Consider the following 16,858-nt stretch of genomic DNA (forward strand, 5'->3'; position numbering starts at 1 on the left):
CCGTGTCGTCGTGCGCCGGGGCACGAGACCTCTTCCCCGGTTGTCGGCCGAGACCGAGGGAGGGGTCATGGATCAGCCGTACAGCAGGCCCGGTGCCGTGGTGCCGGGCGACGCCCCGGAGCGTGGCGGAGTGCCGGTATGAGCAGACGCCGACCTCGGGCACGTGTCGCGGCGGCGACCGCCGCGCTGACCTTGCTGGCACCGATGGCCGCCTGCGCCTCTGGCGGCGACGGCGGGGTGCCCACGATCAACCTCTACTACCCGCCGGAGGAGAACTTCCAGCAGGTGGTCGACCAGTGCAACGCGCAGGCCGGCGGGCGCTACCGGATCGACTACCGCGTGCTGCCCCGGGAGGCCGACGAGCAGCGGGTGCAGATGGTGCGGCGGCTCGCGGCCGACGACGACGGCATGGACGTGCTCGGCCTCGACGTCACCTGGACGCAGGAGTTCGCCGGCGCGAAGTGGATCCTGGAATGGACCGGGCAGGACCGGGCCGAGGTCGAGGACGGCACCCTGGAGGGACCGTTGGAGACCGCCCGGTACGAGGACAAGCTCTTCGGTGCGCCGAAGAACACCAACGTCCAACTCCTCTGGTACCGCAAGGATCTGGTGCCCGAGCCGCCGACCACCTGGAACGAGATGATCCAGATGGCGCAGCGGCTCAAGGAGCAGGGCCAGCCGCACCAGGTGCTGACCATGGGCGCCCAGTACGAGGGCCTGGTGGTGCTCTACAACACCCTGGTGGCCAGCGCGGGCGGCAACATCCTCGACGCCGAGGGCACCGAGGCCGCGATGGACGAGGGCGCGGTGCGGGCGCTGGAGCAGCTCCGCGACTTCGCCACGTCCGGCGTGACCTCGCCGTCGTTCAGCAACGCCATGGAGGACCCGGTCCGGCTCGACTTCCAGTCCGGTAACGGCGCCTTCCAGATCAACTGGCCGTTCGTCTATCCGGCCATGCAGGAGGCCAACCCGCAGTTGGCCGAGCAGGTCGCCTGGGCGCGGGTGCCCGGCATCGACGAGGGCACGCCCGGCCGGGTCACCATCGGCGGGATCAACCTCGCGGTCAGCTCGCACTCGAAGCACCCGGCGGAGTCCTTCGAGGCGGCCAGGTGCCTGCGCAACGCAGAGAGCCAGAAGTTCTCGGCGATCAACGACGGTGTGCCGCCGACCATCGAGAGCGTGTACGACGACCCGGAGATGGACGAGGCGTACCCGATGAAGGAGACCATCCTCGAACAGTTGCAGGACCCGGCGGTCCGGCCGCTGACCCCGGCATACCAGAGCATCTCGACGGTGATGTCGGCGATCCTGTCGCCGCCGTCGGCGATCGACCCGCCCGCGACCGCGGACGAGCTGCGTGACGCCATCGCGGACGCGCTGGAGTCGAGGGGGGTCCTGCCGTGACCGAGCGAACCACGACGACCGGCACCGACCCGGTCGACGAGACGACCGACGCCGCCCGATCGGTGCCCGCGCAGCGGTCCCGCCGTTCCGCCAAGGCCCCGCTGAGCGAGAACAAGCGGGCCGAACGGAAACTGGGCTGGCTGCTGTGCGCACCGGCCGCGCTGGTCATGGTCGCGGTGACCGGCTATCCGATCCTCTACTCGGTGTGGTTGTCGTTGCAGCGCTTCGACCTGCGCTTCCCCGACGAGCGGGAGTTCGTCGGCCTGGACAACTACGTCACCGTGCTGACCAACGACTTCTGGTGGACCGCGTTCGGCGTGACGATGCTGATCACGGTGGTCACCGTCGCCGTGGAACTGGTGCTCGGCATGGGGCTCGCGCTGGTCATGCACCGTACGCTGGTCGGCCGGGGCATCGTGCGGACGGCGGCGCTGATCCCGTACGGCATCGTCACGGTCGTCGCCGCCTTCTCCTGGCGGTACGCGTGGACCCCCGGCACCGGCTATCTGGCCAACCTCTTCTCCGACGGCGCACCGCTGACCGAACGGGCCAGCTCGCTGGCGATCATCATGCTGGCGGAGATCTGGAAGACCACGCCGTTCATGGCGCTGCTGCTGATGGCGGGGCTGGCGCTGGTGCCGGAGGACCTGCTCAAGGCGGCCTCCACGGACGGTGCCACCGCCTGGCAGCGGTTCACCAAGGTGATGCTGCCGGTGATGAAGCCGGCGATCCTGGTCGCTCTGCTGTTCCGCACCCTCGACGCGTTCCGGGTCTTCGACAACATCTACGTGTTGACCAACGGGGCCAACCAGACCTCGTCGGTGTCGATGATCGCCTACAACAACCTGATCCGGGGCCTGAACCTCGGTATCGGGTCGACCATGTCGGTGCTGATCTTCATCGCCGTGGCGATCATCGCCTTCATCTTCGTGAAGCTGTTCGGTACCGCTGCCCCCGGCAGTGACGACGGGGAGAGGCGCTGAGATGGCCGACACCACCAAGGTCAAGCTCCAGTGGGGCGTGATGAACACGATCGTGGTCGTCTTCGCCCTGATCCCGGTGCTGTGGATCATGTCGTTGTCGTTCAAGACGCCGGCCACGCTGACCGACGGCAACTTCATCCCGCGCGAGTGGACGCTGGAGAACTACCGCAACATCTTCGCCACCGACCAGTTCGTCCGGGCGCTGATCAACTCCATCGGCATCGCGCTGATCGCCACCACGATCGCCGTGGTGCTCGGCACCATGGCCGCGTACGCGATCGCCCGGCTGGACTTCCCCGGCAAGCGGCTGCTCGTCGGCGTCGCACTGCTGATCGCGATGTTCCCGCAGGTGTCGCTGGTCTCGCCGCTGTTCGAGATCGAGCGGCAACTGGGGCTCTTCGACACCTGGCCGGGGTTGATCCTGCCGTACATCACCTTCGCGCTGCCGCTGGCGATCTACACGTTGTCCGCCTTCTTCAAGCAGGTCCCCTGGGATCTGGAGAAGGCCGCGAAGATGGACGGCGCCACCCAGGGCCAGGCGTTCCGGCGGGTCATCGCCCCACTCGCCGCGCCCGGGGTCTTCACCACGGCGATCCTGGTCTTCATCTTCTGCTGGAACGACTTCCTGTTCGCCATCTCGCTGACCTCCACCGAACGCTCGCGCACGGTGCCGGTGGCGTTGTCGTTCTTCACCGGTGAGTCGCAGTTCGAGGACCCCACCGGGGCGATCTGCGCCGCCGCAGTGGTGATCACCGTACCGATCATCCTGTTCGTCCTCTTCTTCCAACGCCGCATCGTCTCCGGCCTGACCTCCGGCGCCGTCAAGGGATAGGTGATAACTCGTGGCTGACATCGTGCTGGACAAGGTGAGCAAGAAGTTCCCGGACGGCACCACGGCGGTGCGGGACGTCGACCTGGAGATCGCCGACGGCGAGTTCGTGATCCTGGTCGGTCCCTCCGGCTGCGGCAAGTCCACCACGCTCAACATGATCGCCGGGCTGGAGGACATCAGCTCCGGTGACCTGCGCATCGGCGGCGAACGGGTCAACGACAAGGCCCCCCGGGACCGGGACATCGCGATGGTCTTCCAGTCCTACGCGCTGTACCCGAACATGACCGTCCGGGAGAACATGGCGTTCCCGTTGCGGCTGGCGAAGCTGGACAAGGAGACGATCAACCGCAAGGTCGACGAGGCGGCCAAGGTCCTCGAACTGACGTCGCTGCTGGACCGCAGGCCGGCCAACCTCTCCGGTGGGCAGCGGCAGCGGGTCGCGATGGGCCGGGCGATCGTCCGCCAACCCAAGGCGTTCCTGATGGACGAACCGCTGTCCAACCTGGACGCCAAGCTGCGGGTGCAGATGCGGACCGTGGTGTCCCGCCTACAGAAGAAGCTCGGCACCACCACCGTCTACGTCACCCACGACCAGACCGAGGCGATGACCCTCGGCGACCGCGTGGTGATCATGCGAGGTGGGGCGGTCCAGCAGGTCGGACCGCCACAGGAGCTGTACGAGAACCCGAACAACCTCTTCGTGGCCGGATTCATCGGCTCCCCGTCGATGAACTTCCTGCCCGCCACCATCGAACAGGGAACCCTGCGTACCGCCCTGGGTGACGTGCCGATCGGCGACCGGATCCGCCGCGAACTGGAGGCCGCCGACGCCTCCCGGGACCTGATCCTCGGCATCCGGCCCGAGCACTTCGAGGACGCCGAGCTGATCGACGAGGAGACCCGCCGCCGGGGCATGGAGTTCGAGGCGCCGGTGGACATCGTCGAGTCGATGGGCTCGGACAAGTACGTCTACCTGACCGTCGAGGGGGAGCGGGCCACCGCCGCCGAACTGGAGGAGCTGGCCGCCGACACCGGTGCCGCCGACTTCGCCGGTGGCGGGTCGAACCTGGTCACCCGCCTGTCGGCCGAGTCGACGGTGACCGAGGGCGAGAACCGGCGGGTCTGGTTCAACCTGGAGAAGATCCACCTGTTCGACCCGTCCAACGGCCGCAACCTCACCCTCCACGAGGGCCGCGCGGCCGGCACCCTGGACGCCTGACCGCGTACGCCCGGCGCCCCTCGACGTCTCCCGTCGAGGGGCGCCGGCTTGTCGCGCCCGGGCGCTCCGGTGCCCGGGCAGAGAGAGGACCAGGGGTCGGGAGACACAACCTCGACCACCTCCTCGCTCTGATGCCCCCGCATCCGGTGACCTCTACTGGTGGGCGCCATCGAAGATGCAGGCACTAGGTATGCCTAGGCGGCCCGCGTACTCCGCTAAACCCGGGTGAGCAGTGAAGATAGGTATTCGTTGCCCGATGTGGCGGCACCGGTGTCAACCGACGATTGGTCCATCAGCGGTTGACAAGGAGACAAGCCATGTGGATGGACCCGGACACGATGCTGGCTCTGGCGAACGATCGTCGCCGCGAGTTGATCGCCGAGGCCGACAGCGAGCGCCTACTCACCAACGCCCGTCGGGCCCGCCGGGTCCGTCACACCCTGGCCGTCCGTGGACAGCCCGACGGTAACCTCACGTCGTGCGAACCATCCGCGGCGGTGCCAGCCCAGTGATGATCGGACGGGAAAGCGAGCTGCGCCGGTTGGCGCAGCTCGCTTCGGCGCGTGAGCCGGCGGTTGCGCTGATCGCGGGCGAGCCGGGCATCGGGAAGACCCGGCTGGTGCACGAGCTGCTGACCACCGTGTCGGCGGAGACCGTCGTGCTGGTCGGCCAGGCGGAACCCGGCTCGCTGTCCCGGCCGTACGAGGTGCTCCTGGGCGCCATCGACGGCCGTCCTGGCAGCGGCGAGGAGCAGCTTGCGGCCCTCGCGGACCCGCGGCGCAGCCCGGTCGAGCGCCTGCACACCGGCCTCGCCATCCTGGCCGACCTGATCGGCGACTCCCCTGCGGTCATCGTCTTCGAGGACCTGCATTGGGCCGACTCGGAGAGCGCGGCGCTGTTCGAGCGGATCGCCGACCAGCGCGGGCCGCGGCTGCTGATCGGAACGTACCGGCCGGACGAGGTGACCCGCCGCCAACCGGTGGCGGGCCTGCTGGCCCGGATGGAACGCCGGCACACCGTCACCCACGTACGCCTGGACCGCCTCACCCCCGCACAGACCGCGGCGTTGCTGGCGGCGGCCACCGGCGCTCCGGCGCCGCTACGCGCCGTGGCGGCACTGCACCACCGCACCGGTGGCAACCCGTTCTTCCTGGAGGAGTTGCTGCGTGCGCTGCCCGGGTACGACGTGGAGGCGCTGGTCGAGCAACCGCTGCCGTGGAGTCTCGCCGAGGTGTTACGCCGACAGGTCGACGACCTCGACCCGGTCAGCCACCGCGTCGTCGAGGCGGCCACCGTGCTCGGCCACCGCATTCCGTTCGACTTGCTCGCCGACGTGACCGGTATGGGCGAGGACGAGCTCATCGCCGTGTTGCGCGACCTGGTCACCCGGGGCGTCCTGGTCGAGTCCGGCGACGACGAGTTCGCGTTCCGGCACGCACTGGTGCGCGAGGCGATCGTCGACCAGATGCTCGGCCGGCAGCGCCGCCGGCTACACGAGAGGGCACTCGACGTACTCCTGAGCGGCGGTGCCTCCGACCCGGCCATGGTGGCGCACCACGCTCGCGGCGCCGGCCGGTACGACGACATGGTCGCCGCGGCCCGCCGCGGCGCTGAGTTCTCCCTCTCCATCGGCTCCGCCTACCAGGCCCTGCAACTGGCGGAGATGGGTCTCGACGAGATGCCCGACGACACCGACCTGCTCGCCTCCGCCGCCCGAGCGGCGTGGTTGGCCGGACTGCTGGATGACGCCCTGCGGTACGGCCGACGCTGGCGGGACCTCGCCGACACCACGACCGACCGGGCTGAGTCGCTGTACCTCCTGGTGCGCATCGCGTGGGAGTCCCGCGAGACCGACGAGATGCGCGCTTTGACACGCGACATCGGGAACCTGATCGCGCAGCTTCCCCCCGGCGCCGACCAGGCGCGGGCGATGACCGCGATCGCGCAGTCGGCGTACCTGCGCGGCGACTGCGACGCCGTCCTGCTCTGGTCCGACCGCGCGCTGGCGCTGGCGGACGAGTTCGACCTGCCAGCCGTACGCCTGGCCGCGCTGATCGAGAAGGGTGCGACGCTTGTCGAGCGCCCGCAGACCGCCGCCGACGGCCGCAGGATCCTGTCCGCTCTCGTCGACGAGGCCGAAAAGGCGGGCGAGTGGGTGCTGGCCGCCCGTGCCCTCGATTTCCTGGTGCACGGCGAGCCACCCACCTCGCCGATCGAGCACGCCGAGACACTGGAGCGAATGCGGGTCGACGCCGAGCGAGCCGGCTTCGAGTCACTCGCGGTGGCCACGTACTTCCAGGGACGAGCCCGGCTGGCGGTGCGGGCCGGCGACCTGCGCGCCGCGACCGGGGCGCTGGAGGAGGGGCGCGAGCAGGACCGCAGCTACCGGCGCCGGGGCCGCTGGGCCGACTATCACGGGGTCTTCCTCGCCGGGCTCTATCTGGAGGCCGGCGAGCTGGATCAGGCCGAGCAGCTCGTCACGGACCTGGCGGCGCTGCCCGACAACTGGCCGGCGACGATTCCCAGCCTCGCGTTCCACCTCGCCTGCCGTCGCGGCGACCTCCCGCGCGCCGAAGCGAGCCTGGAGGAACTCATCGCGGCCCTATCCAGGCAGCCCTGGCGCAGCAATGACACGGCCCACGATCTGATCTCTGCCGCGCTTCACATCGGCTTGCCGACGCACCGGCTCGACCAGATGGCCGCCGCGCTACTCGATGCCAACGTATGGGACGCCTACCGGACGCTCGTCGATGCCCAGCTCGCGGAAGCACGCGGCCGGCACGTCGAGGCGCTGGCCGGCTACCTGTCCATCGCAGAGGCACACATCCTGTCTCCGGCGACCCGCGGCACCGTACGCGTCGGCGCGGCCCGTTGTCTGCTCGCCGACGACCAGCGCGAGGAGGCTGCCGCCCAGGTGGAGGCGGCCGCTCCCCTGCTGGCCGAATGGCGTGGCTGGCGGGTGGCCCAGCTCGCCCACGTCCGCGCCCAACTGGGTATGGCCCCGGTCGACGCGGCACCCGCGGTCACAGGTCCGACCGCCCTGACCCCCCGCGAGCGGGAGGTGGCAGTACTGATCAGCGACGGGCTGACCAATACCGAGCTGGCCCGGCGCCTCTACATCTCACCGAAGACCGCCGCCGTTCACGTCTCGAACATCCTGCGGAAGCTGGGCGTCTCGTCCCGGACCGAGGTGGGTGACCTCGTCGGGCGGCATTGACCGCCACCGCCGATCAGGCAGCCGTGCTGCAACGGCTGGCAGCGACGCTGCGGGATGCAACAGGTTGCGGCTACTCGGCGGCCACCTGTCGCGTCAAGCGCACCAGGCCGGCTTTGCCCCGTCGGCGTGAGGTGATGCGGGTGTGCCGGTGCGCGGAGCGGAAACCGCTCTGCGAACGACACTCGAACCCCGCCCGAGCGGGCACCGGTCATCCGGCGGCGTCCGGCAGGGCGTCGATCAGCGCGGCCTCCCGGGCGCTGCTCAACCCGGCGCGGCGATCCCGGTGCAGCCCTTCGGCACGTTCCCAGGCGAGGGTGTCGGCCAGCAGGTCGGTACGCGGGCGGTGCCGGAGACCGGCGGCCTCGGCCGCCGCACCGCTGCGGGCCGCCCAGCCGCGCGCTGCCGGGTCGGCGATCCACATCGGCAGCGACTCCGGGCCCATGTACTCGGCCACGCCCTGCGCCACCAGCCACGCCGGGTCCGCGTACCCGAGCGGACCGGTGTGGCCGGCCACGGCCCGGGACCGGGCGATCCAGTCGGCGAAGGGTACGACCGGGCCGACCGCGTTGAACGTGCCGACCGTGCCGGCCCGGGCGCTGTCGAGCAGCCAGGCAGCCAGGTCGCGGACGTCGACGACCTGGGTCGACAGCTCGGGGGCACGGGGTACCAGCATCGGCGTGTCGGGGTCGCGGGCGGCGCGGGCGACCCAGTAACCGGACCGGCCGCTGTGGTCACCCGGCCCGCCGATCAACCCGGCGCGGGCCACCAGGGCGCGGTCACCCACCTCGCTCGTGGTGATCTGCTCGCAGGCCACCTTCGCCGCGCCGTACTCGTCGCGGTCGACCGTGTCGTGGGCCGTGGCGGGCAGCGTGGCCGCCGACTCGTCGGCGCCGGGGGTGTCGTGGTCGGCGTAGGCGCTGACCGAGGAGACGTAACTCCAGTGCCGGGCCCGGCCCCCCAGGGCGTGCAGCGCCTCCCGCACGAAGCGCGGCTGCCACGACACCTCGACGACGGCGTCCCAGTCGCGGTCGCGCAGCCCGTCGTACGCGTCGGGGTCGCCCCGGTCGGCGGCCACGAGAACCGCGCCGGGCGGCACCGTCCCGCTCTCGCCCCGGGCCAGGCAGGTGACCGCGTACCCCCGGTCGACCGCCTGCCGGGCGACCTCGCGTCCGAGCCATGCCGTCCCGCCCAACACCAGCATCTCCATGTCCGTCAGCGAAGCAGCGAGGTACGCGGCACGCCAAGGTTCTTCGCCGACGGCAGAAGCCTGCGGGCGTACGCCACCGGTCGTAGGCTCGATGTCATGTTCCGCGACGAGGATCTCGCTCTGCTCACCCGGCCGCTGCACGCCTTCCTCACCGTGGCGCCCCGGGGCGACCGCTGGCCCGCGCCGCGCCCGGTGTGGTTCGAGGTCACCGAGGACGGGGACCTGCAGATGTTCTCGCTGCCGGACGCGCCGAAGCTGGACCGTATCCGGGAACGGCCCCGGGCCTCCGTGGTCGTGGCCGCGCCGACCGGTGAGCCGGAGCACTGGGTGTCGGTGGAGGGCCCGGTCACGCTGCACGACGACGGTGGCGTGGAGTTGGCGACCCGGCTCGCCGAGCGGTACTACGACATGAGCGATCCGAAGCGTCAGAGCCTGGTCGACGAGTGGCGCAGCGCGGGAGTGGTCCGCATCCTGCTGCGTCCCGAGCGGGTGAACCGCTTCTCCGTGTGACGGTCCGCGCCACCGGCTAACCGGGTCCGCTGTTGACTCTCAGGCGGCTTGAGACGCCAGGGTGGTGGTCATGAACGAGTGGTTGTCGATCGGGGACGTGGCCCGGCGTACGGGTCTGAGTGTCAGCGCCATCCGGTTCTATGCCGACGAGGGCATCGTCGCGCCGGCCGGGTACACCGGTGCCGGGTACCGGTGCTACGACGCGCGGGGCGTGGCTGCCCTCGAACTGGTGCGGACGCTGCGGGATCTGGGGGCGGGGCTGGACGAGATCCGTCGGTTGCTGGCCGACGAGATCACGGTGCGGGATCTCGCCACGGCCCATCTGGCGCTCGTCGAGCGGCAGATGGGTCAGCTACGTACCCGCCGCGCGGTGCTGCGGGCGGTCGTGCGGCAGGACAGCGAGGCCGGGCAGGTGAGTCTCGTGCACCGGCTGGCGTCGATGTCCGACGACGACCGTGAGCAGCTCGTGGAGGAGTTCTGGGCCGAGGTCACCGACGGCCTCGACCTGCGGGAGTTCGTCGACTACCTGCGCCCGTGGCGGCCCCGGCTGCCGGCGGACCCCACCGGCGAGCAGCTCGATGCGTGGGTCGAGCTGGCCGACATGGTCCGTGACCCCGAATTCCGGCAGGCGGTGCGCCGGTTCTTCGGCGAGACCTTCACCGCCACCGGCGACGAGCGGGCGGACCCGTCGGCGGAGGCGGACGTCGCGGCGCAGGTCGAGATCCTCGCGCAGGCCAGGGCCGCGTCCGAGGCCGGCGTACCGGTCGACTCCCGGGAGGCCCGGCAGTTGGCGACGCGGTGGGTGGCGTTGGCCGCGAGTCGCAGCGGCGAACGAGACCTGACCGAGGTACGGCGGCAGGTCGCCGCCGCCGACCCCGGTCCGCAGGTGCGCCGACACGCCGCGCTGCTCGGCAGATATCACGCGCTGACCGCCACCATCAACGGCACGCCGCAACCCGTGGTGGACGCACCGGCCTCGACCTGGCTGCACGCGGCCGTCGCCGCCCTGACCTGACGCCCCGAGCTGAATCGCCCCGACACCCGTCAGGACAGGATCTCGACGTACCCGTCGGTGCCGTGCACCCGGATCCGCTGCCCGTCCCGGATCAGTCGGGTGGCTGCCTCGACGCTCACCACGGCCGGCAGGCCGTACTCCCGGGCGATCACCGCGCCGTGGGTCATCAGGCCGCCCACCTCGGTCACCAGACCCGCGACGCCGAGGAACAGCGGCGACCAACTCGGGTCGGTGTAGGCGGTGACCAGGATGTCGCCCGGTGCGAGGTCGGCCTGCCCGAGGTCCAGCACGACGCGGGCGCGTCCCTCCACGGTCCCGGTGGAGACCGGCAGGCCGACCAGGGCACCGGCCGGCACGTCGTCGCGCCGGTACGCCCCGGTCAGCGCCTCACCGTCGGAGGTGAGCACCCGGGGCGGGCTGAGCGCGTGGTACGACCGGAACGCGTCCCTGCGCCGCCGGAGGAGTCCGGCGTCCACCCGATGCGTACGCGACACCTCGTGGAACTCGCCGAACGTGAGGTGGAAGACGTCCTCGACCTCGGCGAGCACCCCGGCCAGCACCAGGCGTTCGGCCTCGCCCAGCAGGGCCTGCTTGTAGACGAGGTAGCGGCTGACGATGTCGTACTTCGGGTACTCCCGGTACCCGACGAAGGTGCGGACCCGGTCGATCATCCGCTTGGTCTCGTCGGCCTTGGCCGCCCCGTCGGGCAGGGCCCGCAACCGGGACAGGATCTCCTGCTCCTTCTGCCGCGCCCGCCGCCGACCGTCCGTGACGCGTCGCCCGGCCTCGCCCGGGGCGAAGTTGCGGACGTTGTCCAACAGCACCGGCAGCAACGTGCTCGGGCGCTCGCACCACCGTGGCCGGGTGATGTCGATCTCGCCCACGCCCCGCATCCCGTACCGCTCCAGGTACGCCTCGATCGCGGCACGTGCCTCACCGCCGCCCTCGACCTCGGGCAGCCCGTCCAGGAAACCGTCGTCGCCGACCCTCGCCAGAAACGCCACCACCTGCGGGTACGGGCGGATCACGTCGGCGACGTCGAGCAGCGCCAGACCCATCTCCGAGGTGACGTTGTCGGGTACGGCCAGCGTGAGCGTGTCGGCGGCGTTCTTCTCACCCAGCCACTCCCACAACCGGTCGTTGAGCCACCAGGTGGCCTCCATCCCCGCCCTGATCGCCTGCCCGCTCAGCGGATCGGCGAGGACACGCTTGTGCTCCTCGAAGGCCGCCAGCAGGAAGTCGAACAGCTCGGGCCCGGTCCTCGTGGCGATGTCGCGCCGCAGCGCGGCGATCGACGTCCGGCTGCGCTCGACCAGCTCGGCGACGATCGCCGGGTCCGTCGGGATCGGGGCGGGAGCCCCGCCGGCCGGTGGACCGGCGGCAACGGTGTCCGGCGGCGTCGGCACGAAGTCGCCCCGGTCCAGGACCGCCTGCAACGCGTCCCGGGTCAACGGGTCGGACCGGCCGATCATGTCCAGGAAGGCGGCGCGTCCCGGGCCGGCCAGCATGCGGATCGCGTCGACGAACAGCCGACCACCGGCCTCGACCATCGGCGCCATGGCCGTGAGCTGCCACATCGAGATGCCCAGCGGCCTCATCGGGTCGGTCATCATCTGCTGGTGGCCCACCGAGACGTAGACGTGGTTGCCGGGGTCGACGCTGTCGGGGACGGGGAACAACGTGGTGATCGGGCGACTCTGCACGACGTGGAACCGGCCGTCGGCCAGGCACCACTCGATGTCCTGCGGCCGACCGAAATGCGCCTCGATCCGCCGCCCGAGCTGCACCAACGCCACGACCTGCGAGTCCGTCAGCGCCGGTTGCCCACGCCGGGACCCCTCGACCGGCACCTGCGTGGTCCCGCCGCCCGGCAGGGCCTGCACGGCGAGCTGCTTCGCGGCGACCGACCGGCCGATGACCTCGTCGTCGCGGACCCGGTAGACGTCCGGGTTCACCAGCCCGGCGACCAGGGCCTCACCGAGCCCGAAACCGGCGTCCACGGTGGCCACCCGCCGGTCACCGCTGACCGGATCGGCGGTGAACAGCACGCCGGACGCCTCCGGGACGACCATCTGCTGCACCACCACCGCCATCCGCACCGCCCGGTGGTCGATGCCGTTGCGCTGACGGTAGGCCACGGCCCGCTCGGTGAACAGCGACGCCCAACAGCGCCGTACGTACGCCAGGACCGCCTTCGGCCCCACCACGTTCAGGTACGTGTCCTGCTGCCCGGCGAACGACGCCGACGGAAGGTCCTCGGCCGTCGCGCTGGACCGCACGGCGTAGGCGGTCTGCTCTCCGTACCAGGCGAGCGCGTCGATGATCGCGGCCGTGACCTCGCCCGGGACACTGACGCCCTCGATGATCCGGCGGATCCGCGCACTGTGCGTGCCGATCGTCTCCCGGTCGTCCGCCGCCGGGCGGGCCAACTCGTCGAGCAGCGTGCCGACCGGCGCGTCCGCGATGATCCGCCCGAAGGCGTCCGTGGTCACGCAGAAGCCGGCCGGCACCCGTACGCCGTCGATGCGGGACAGCTCGCCCAGGTGCGCGCCCTTGCCACCGACGACCGCGATCCGCGTCGCGTCCACCTCGTGAAGATCCACCACGTACTGCTCGGTCATCGCGACACCTCCGACCCCGACGGGCACCCCGGCCCGACCTCCCCGTGACTGCCGTCAGTCGACCTCAACACCTGCACGTCTGCCCCCGTTTCCGCAGGTTGTGGACTCGGCCGGCAGATTCTGCGGCATACCGGGGGCCTTGCCGCAAGCCCCCCGGTGCGCTATACGTTAAGAAGGGCAGGGAGAGATCTCCTTGCCCTTCGTCGTCGACAGGCCCAGGTGAGCGGCGCTCGGGTTCACCGCAGCCGGGTACGCACCACCAGGTCGTGCAGGTCGTACACCGCACCCGGCTGGGGCTGCTCGGGCAGAGCCATCGATCACGACGGCCGGTGGCCCTTGAACTATGCTGCGGTGAGCGTCGCGTGCCGGTGGCAGGCCGTGTCAGGCATGGAGGCGCCCTACCGAGGGAGGCCGACGGTGTTCACGTCGCATCCTTCGTCTTCGCGTGTCTGAGCGCGAGACGACCAGGCTCGTCGCCTGGAGCTATGAGCTACGCCAGGTCCACAGCCGTCTCCGCGCGGCGCTCGACCTCGTCCGCACCGCGGTCGCCGACGGGACATCCGGCGAGGCGGCCACCCGTGAGCTGCTGCTCTACTGCCACGGGTTCTGCGCCGCCCTCGACGGACACCATCGGGGCGAGGACGACACCCTGTTCCCGGCGATCGAGGCGGCCCACCCGGAGCTGGCACCCGTGCTCCGTCACCTCCGCCAGGACCACTCGATGATCGCGCACCTGCTCGGCGGCCTCCAGGCCGCCATCGACCGGGCCGCGCCGGTCGCCGAGCTGGATCGCCACCTGGAGGGGGTCGCCGCGATCATGGAGAGCCATTTCCGGTACGAGGAGCGACAGTTGCTCCGGGTCCTGGAGACACTCTCCCTGGACGCCGCACCCGGCCAGGTCCTGGGTCCGCTCTGAGCCCCCGACCGGAAACTCCGTGGCCGGGTGGCGGCTGCCGCGACGACAATGCTCGGCTCAGCGCCGGGGCGCGGCCTCCTGGAGCAGCCCACGGGCGGCCATGAAGGTCCGCAACGTCTCGGCGTCCTCGGCGGACATCAGCCGGCGGGGGATGACCGTCGCCGGCATCCGGTCGACGTACACGACCCAGAACTCCGGGGTGTCCTTCACCCGGGAGACACCCTCCCAGGCGATGCCACCGGACTCCGAGCCGCTGCGCATCATGATGTTGTCGTCGGTGATGTCGTAGCTGCCGTCCACGGCGTAACCGCTGGAGCGGCGCCGGGCCCGCAACCGCACCCACGGCCAGTAGAGGATCGCCAGCAGGCCAAAGATGGCCATCGCCATCCACAACGGCGTGATCTGCGCACCCCACGACGACCCCCGGGAGAGCAGCAGACCGATCACGCCGACCGTCAGCAGCACCGCGCCGACCGAGGCGTACCTGCGGAGCTGGTCACTGCTCATCGCCGCGGCCACCCGGCCGGGGTAGGCGGGATCGGCGGGGATGTCGAAACGGATGTGCACGCCGCAACGATAGTGCGCCGCACCCGCCTGCCGCGCAGCGCCGCGGACACGCCCGCCGGTCGGGCCGTGCCGTCACCGGCCGTAGCGGGTCACGCGGACGCCGACTGCGGCGGCGTGGCCTTCTGCGGGTGGAACGTCTCGTGCCGGGCCAACATCGCGACGAACTCGACGATCTTCCGTTCCCGGGTCCGGGCCTGCTTCACCGCGTTGAGGCGGTGCACGAAGGCGTACCGGTTGGTCTTGGTGAGCACGTCGAACATGGCCTGGGCGGCGGGTTCGGCGGCGATCGCGGCGAGGAGGTCGGCGGGCACCTCGGCCTCCGACGACGGGGCGTACGCGGCGGCCCACCGCCCGTCCGCCTTCGCGGCCTCCACGGCGGCGCGCCCGGCGGGCAGCATCCGCCCCTGCTCCTCCAGCCGCGCCACGTGCGCCACGTTGCGCTGAGACCAGATACTGCGCGGTCGACGCGGCGTGAACCGGATGCAGGAGGTCTCCTCGTCCCGCTTCCTGGCCTGACCGTCGATCCACCCGACGCACAGTGCCTCGTCGACCGCCTGCTGCCAGGTCAGCGTGGTGACCGTGCCGCCCTTCTTGGTCAGGGCGAGCCAGACACCGGGCGACGTGGCATGGTTGGCCGACAACCACGCACGGAGCTCGTCGGCGTCCGCCACGATCAACTCATCCAGGGCATCGCTCGCCATGTCGGTAGGCTAGCCCCTGCCTTGCGGCGGCACCGTCACCTGCCGGGCGGCCCGGTCGGCACCCGGGCGGGTCCGGACTGCTATCGCCGGGCGGCAGCGGTCCGCTGGCGTGCCGATTCGTACAACACGACCGTCGCGGCGGTGGCCGCGTTCAGCGAGCTGGCGGACCCGAACATGGGGATCCGCACGAGCTGGTCGCAGGCATCCCGCCAGCCGGAGCTGAGGCCGGTGGTCTCGTTGCCGATCAGTGCCAGCGTGGGCTGGGTGAAGTCGTGTTCGGCGGCGTCCAGCGCGCCGCGCTCATCGGTTCCGACGATGCTCATGCCGATGCCGTCGGCGCGCACGTCGGCGACCCAGGACAGCACGGCCTGCTGCGAGGGCACCCGGACCACGGGCAGGGCGAACAGCGATCCGGTGCTCGCCCGGACCGCCTTCGGGTCGTACACGTCGGCGGCGTGACCGGTGACGATGACGCCGCACGCGCCGAAGGCGTCCGCGGACCGCACGAGCGTCCCGATGTTGCCGGGGCTGGTGGGCCGATCGAACACGACGGTGAACATGCTCGGCCCGAGCGGGATCCGGCGCAGGTCGTCCTCCGGCAGCGCGACCACGGCCAGCAGCTCCGGAACCGTGTCCGCCTTGCCGCCCAGTTCGTGCATCAGGTCACGGGAGACGGCGATCTTCTCGGCCCGGACGGTGTCCAGGGCCTCGCGTGCCCAGCCGGAGAGCTGAGCGCTGGTGTCGTAGAGCAGCTCGCGGATCTGCCAGCCGTGTTCGACGGCCATGCTGATCGGGCGTACGCCCTGCACGAGGAACTCGCCGCGCCGCTGCCGCTTGGTCCGGTTACCGAGGAGCGCCTCCCACTGCTGGAACCGCGCATTGCGGCCACTCACCCGCAGACCCACCGCCACCCCCGCCTCCGTCGCACACCCACGCCCTGCCTGCCGCGCCGGACCGGCCACCGCGCCGCAGTGGGGAACGGTGACAACCTACCGTGAAGTGACCCCCTGAGGCCGGACACCTCGATGTCTGTCAGGGACTTTCGGTGGATCTTCTCGTAGGTGTCGGGGCTGACGTTACCCAGTCGGCTGTGTCGGCGGCGGGGGTTGTAGAAGCCTTCGATGTAGGAGAACACTTCCATTTCCAGTTCGTGTCGGGACGGCCAGGCGCGGGTGTAGACCAGTTCGGTTTTGAGGGTGGCGAAGAAGGTCTCGGCCATGGCGTTGTCGTAGCAGTCCGCGACCGAGCCCATCGAGGCCAGGACGCCGCAGGAACGCAGGGTGCGGCCGAACTCGAACGACGTGTACTGCGTCCCCCGATCCGAGTGGTGAATGACCTGGTTACGGGCCGGTCGGCGGTGCTGGATAGCCATACCGACCGCGTCGAGGATCAACTCGGTGCGCAGGTGATCAGCCATCGCCCAGCCGACGACTCGCCGCGAGTAGGCGTCAACGACGACCGCGAGGTAGAGGAACCCTTCCCAGGTGCGCAGGTAGGAGATGTCGGCGACCCACAGCCGGTTCGGTGCGGTGGCAGTGAACTGCCGCTGGACCAGGTCCGGTGCGGTGGCCGTGGACGCGGCCTTGCGGCGGGGCTTGCCGCGCCGCCGGCGGTGGGCGCCCTCGATACCGGCCAGCCGCATCAGTCGGGCCACCGCCTTGCGGTT

The 16,858-nt window shown here is 70.9% G+C and carries 15 protein-coding genes; 9 read left to right on the forward strand and 6 right to left on the reverse strand.

Going from position 1 to position 16,858, the window contains the following annotated elements:
• Positions 1-138 precede the first annotated feature (138 nt).
• The 6 genes from ACIBMZ_RS29070 to ACIBMZ_RS29095 all read left to right on the forward strand — a co-directional run bounded on the left by ACIBMZ_RS29070 (position 139) and on the right by ACIBMZ_RS29095 (position 7,655).
• A complete protein-coding gene (locus ACIBMZ_RS29070) occupies positions 139-1,404 on the forward strand; it encodes an ABC transporter substrate-binding protein (protein WP_396699256.1) in 1,266 nt (421 codons plus the stop codon).
• A 62-nt stretch (positions 1,405-1,466) separates the two neighbouring features.
• Positions 1,467-2,387, forward strand: coding sequence for a carbohydrate ABC transporter permease (locus ACIBMZ_RS29075; protein WP_396699290.1), 921 nt, complete (start codon positions 1,467-1,469; stop codon positions 2,385-2,387).
• 1 nt (position 2,388) lies between these two features.
• Positions 2,389-3,219 carry a carbohydrate ABC transporter permease gene (locus tag ACIBMZ_RS29080; protein WP_350699490.1) on the forward strand — a complete coding sequence of 277 codons (831 nt, stop codon included), beginning with the start codon at positions 2,389-2,391 and terminating at the stop codon, positions 3,217-3,219.
• Between the two features lie 10 nt (positions 3,220-3,229).
• Entirely contained in the window at positions 3,230-4,438 is a 1,209-nt protein-coding gene (locus tag ACIBMZ_RS29085) for an ABC transporter ATP-binding protein (RefSeq protein ID WP_396699258.1), read from the forward strand.
• Between the two features lie 317 nt (positions 4,439-4,755).
• Positions 4,756-4,950, forward strand: a complete 195-nt coding sequence (locus ACIBMZ_RS29090) for a hypothetical protein (protein ID WP_396699260.1) — start codon at positions 4,756-4,758, stop codon at positions 4,948-4,950.
• Positions 4,950-7,655 (forward strand): ATP-binding protein, encoded by a 2,706-nt coding sequence (locus ACIBMZ_RS29095; protein ID WP_396699261.1) that lies wholly within the window; start codon positions 4,950-4,952, stop codon positions 7,653-7,655. The genes ACIBMZ_RS29090 and ACIBMZ_RS29095 overlap by 1 nt, the downstream gene beginning before the upstream one ends.
• A 208-nt stretch (positions 7,656-7,863) precedes the next feature.
• On the opposite strand, the gene ACIBMZ_RS29100 is transcribed toward ACIBMZ_RS29095, so the two are convergent.
• Positions 7,864-8,862 (reverse strand): NAD-dependent epimerase/dehydratase family protein, encoded by a 999-nt coding sequence (locus ACIBMZ_RS29100; RefSeq protein WP_396699263.1) that lies wholly within the window; start codon positions 8,860-8,862, stop codon positions 7,864-7,866.
• 96 nt (positions 8,863-8,958) lie between these two features.
• Between ACIBMZ_RS29100 and ACIBMZ_RS29105 the strand changes: the two genes are divergently transcribed.
• Both ACIBMZ_RS29105 and ACIBMZ_RS29110 read left to right on the forward strand, forming a co-directional pair.
• A complete protein-coding gene (locus ACIBMZ_RS29105; protein ID WP_396699265.1) occupies positions 8,959-9,372 on the forward strand; it encodes a pyridoxamine 5'-phosphate oxidase family protein in 414 nt (137 codons plus the stop codon).
• A 70-nt stretch (positions 9,373-9,442) separates the two neighbouring features.
• Positions 9,443-10,387 carry a MerR family transcriptional regulator gene (locus tag ACIBMZ_RS29110; RefSeq protein ID WP_396699267.1) on the forward strand — a complete coding sequence of 315 codons (945 nt, stop codon included), beginning with the start codon at positions 9,443-9,445 and terminating at the stop codon, positions 10,385-10,387.
• A gap of 29 nt (positions 10,388-10,416) precedes the next feature.
• Here the strand turns inward: ACIBMZ_RS29110 and rph are convergent, their stop codons facing one another.
• Positions 10,417-13,008: a rifamycin-inactivating phosphotransferase gene (gene rph, locus ACIBMZ_RS29115; protein ID WP_396699269.1), complete on the reverse strand. Its 2,592-nt coding sequence runs from the start codon at positions 13,006-13,008 to the stop codon at positions 10,417-10,419.
• Between the two features lie 445 nt (positions 13,009-13,453).
• Here rph and ACIBMZ_RS29120 point away from each other — a divergent pair, with 445 nt between their 5' ends.
• The gene (locus ACIBMZ_RS29120) at positions 13,454-13,924 is read left to right on the forward strand and encodes a hemerythrin domain-containing protein (RefSeq protein WP_396699271.1); all 471 of its coding nucleotides are present in this window, start codon (positions 13,454-13,456) and stop codon (positions 13,922-13,924) included.
• Positions 13,925-13,981: 57 nt separating this feature from the next.
• On the opposite strand, the gene ACIBMZ_RS29125 is transcribed toward ACIBMZ_RS29120, so the two are convergent.
• The 4 genes from ACIBMZ_RS29125 to ACIBMZ_RS29140 all read right to left on the reverse strand — a co-directional run.
• On the reverse strand, positions 13,982-14,491 hold the full coding sequence (locus ACIBMZ_RS29125) for a YcxB family protein (RefSeq protein WP_396699273.1): 510 nt from the start codon (positions 14,489-14,491) through the stop codon (positions 13,982-13,984).
• Between the two features lie 89 nt (positions 14,492-14,580).
• Positions 14,581-15,192, reverse strand: coding sequence for a YdeI family protein (locus tag ACIBMZ_RS29130; RefSeq protein ID WP_396699276.1), 612 nt, complete (start codon positions 15,190-15,192; stop codon positions 14,581-14,583).
• 80 nt (positions 15,193-15,272) lie between these two features.
• The gene (locus ACIBMZ_RS29135; RefSeq protein WP_396699278.1) at positions 15,273-16,103 is read right to left on the reverse strand and encodes a TrmH family RNA methyltransferase; all 831 of its coding nucleotides are present in this window, start codon (positions 16,101-16,103) and stop codon (positions 15,273-15,275) included.
• The coding region (locus ACIBMZ_RS29140; RefSeq protein WP_396699280.1) for an IS3 family transposase at positions 16,082-16,858 on the reverse strand (777 nt) is incomplete at its 5' end. The genes ACIBMZ_RS29135 and ACIBMZ_RS29140, both read right to left, overlap by 22 nt.

Origin of the sequence: Micromonospora sp. NPDC049900, assembly GCF_044461025.1 — a bacterium.
Classification (GTDB): Bacteria; Actinomycetota; Actinomycetes; order Mycobacteriales; family Micromonosporaceae; genus Micromonospora.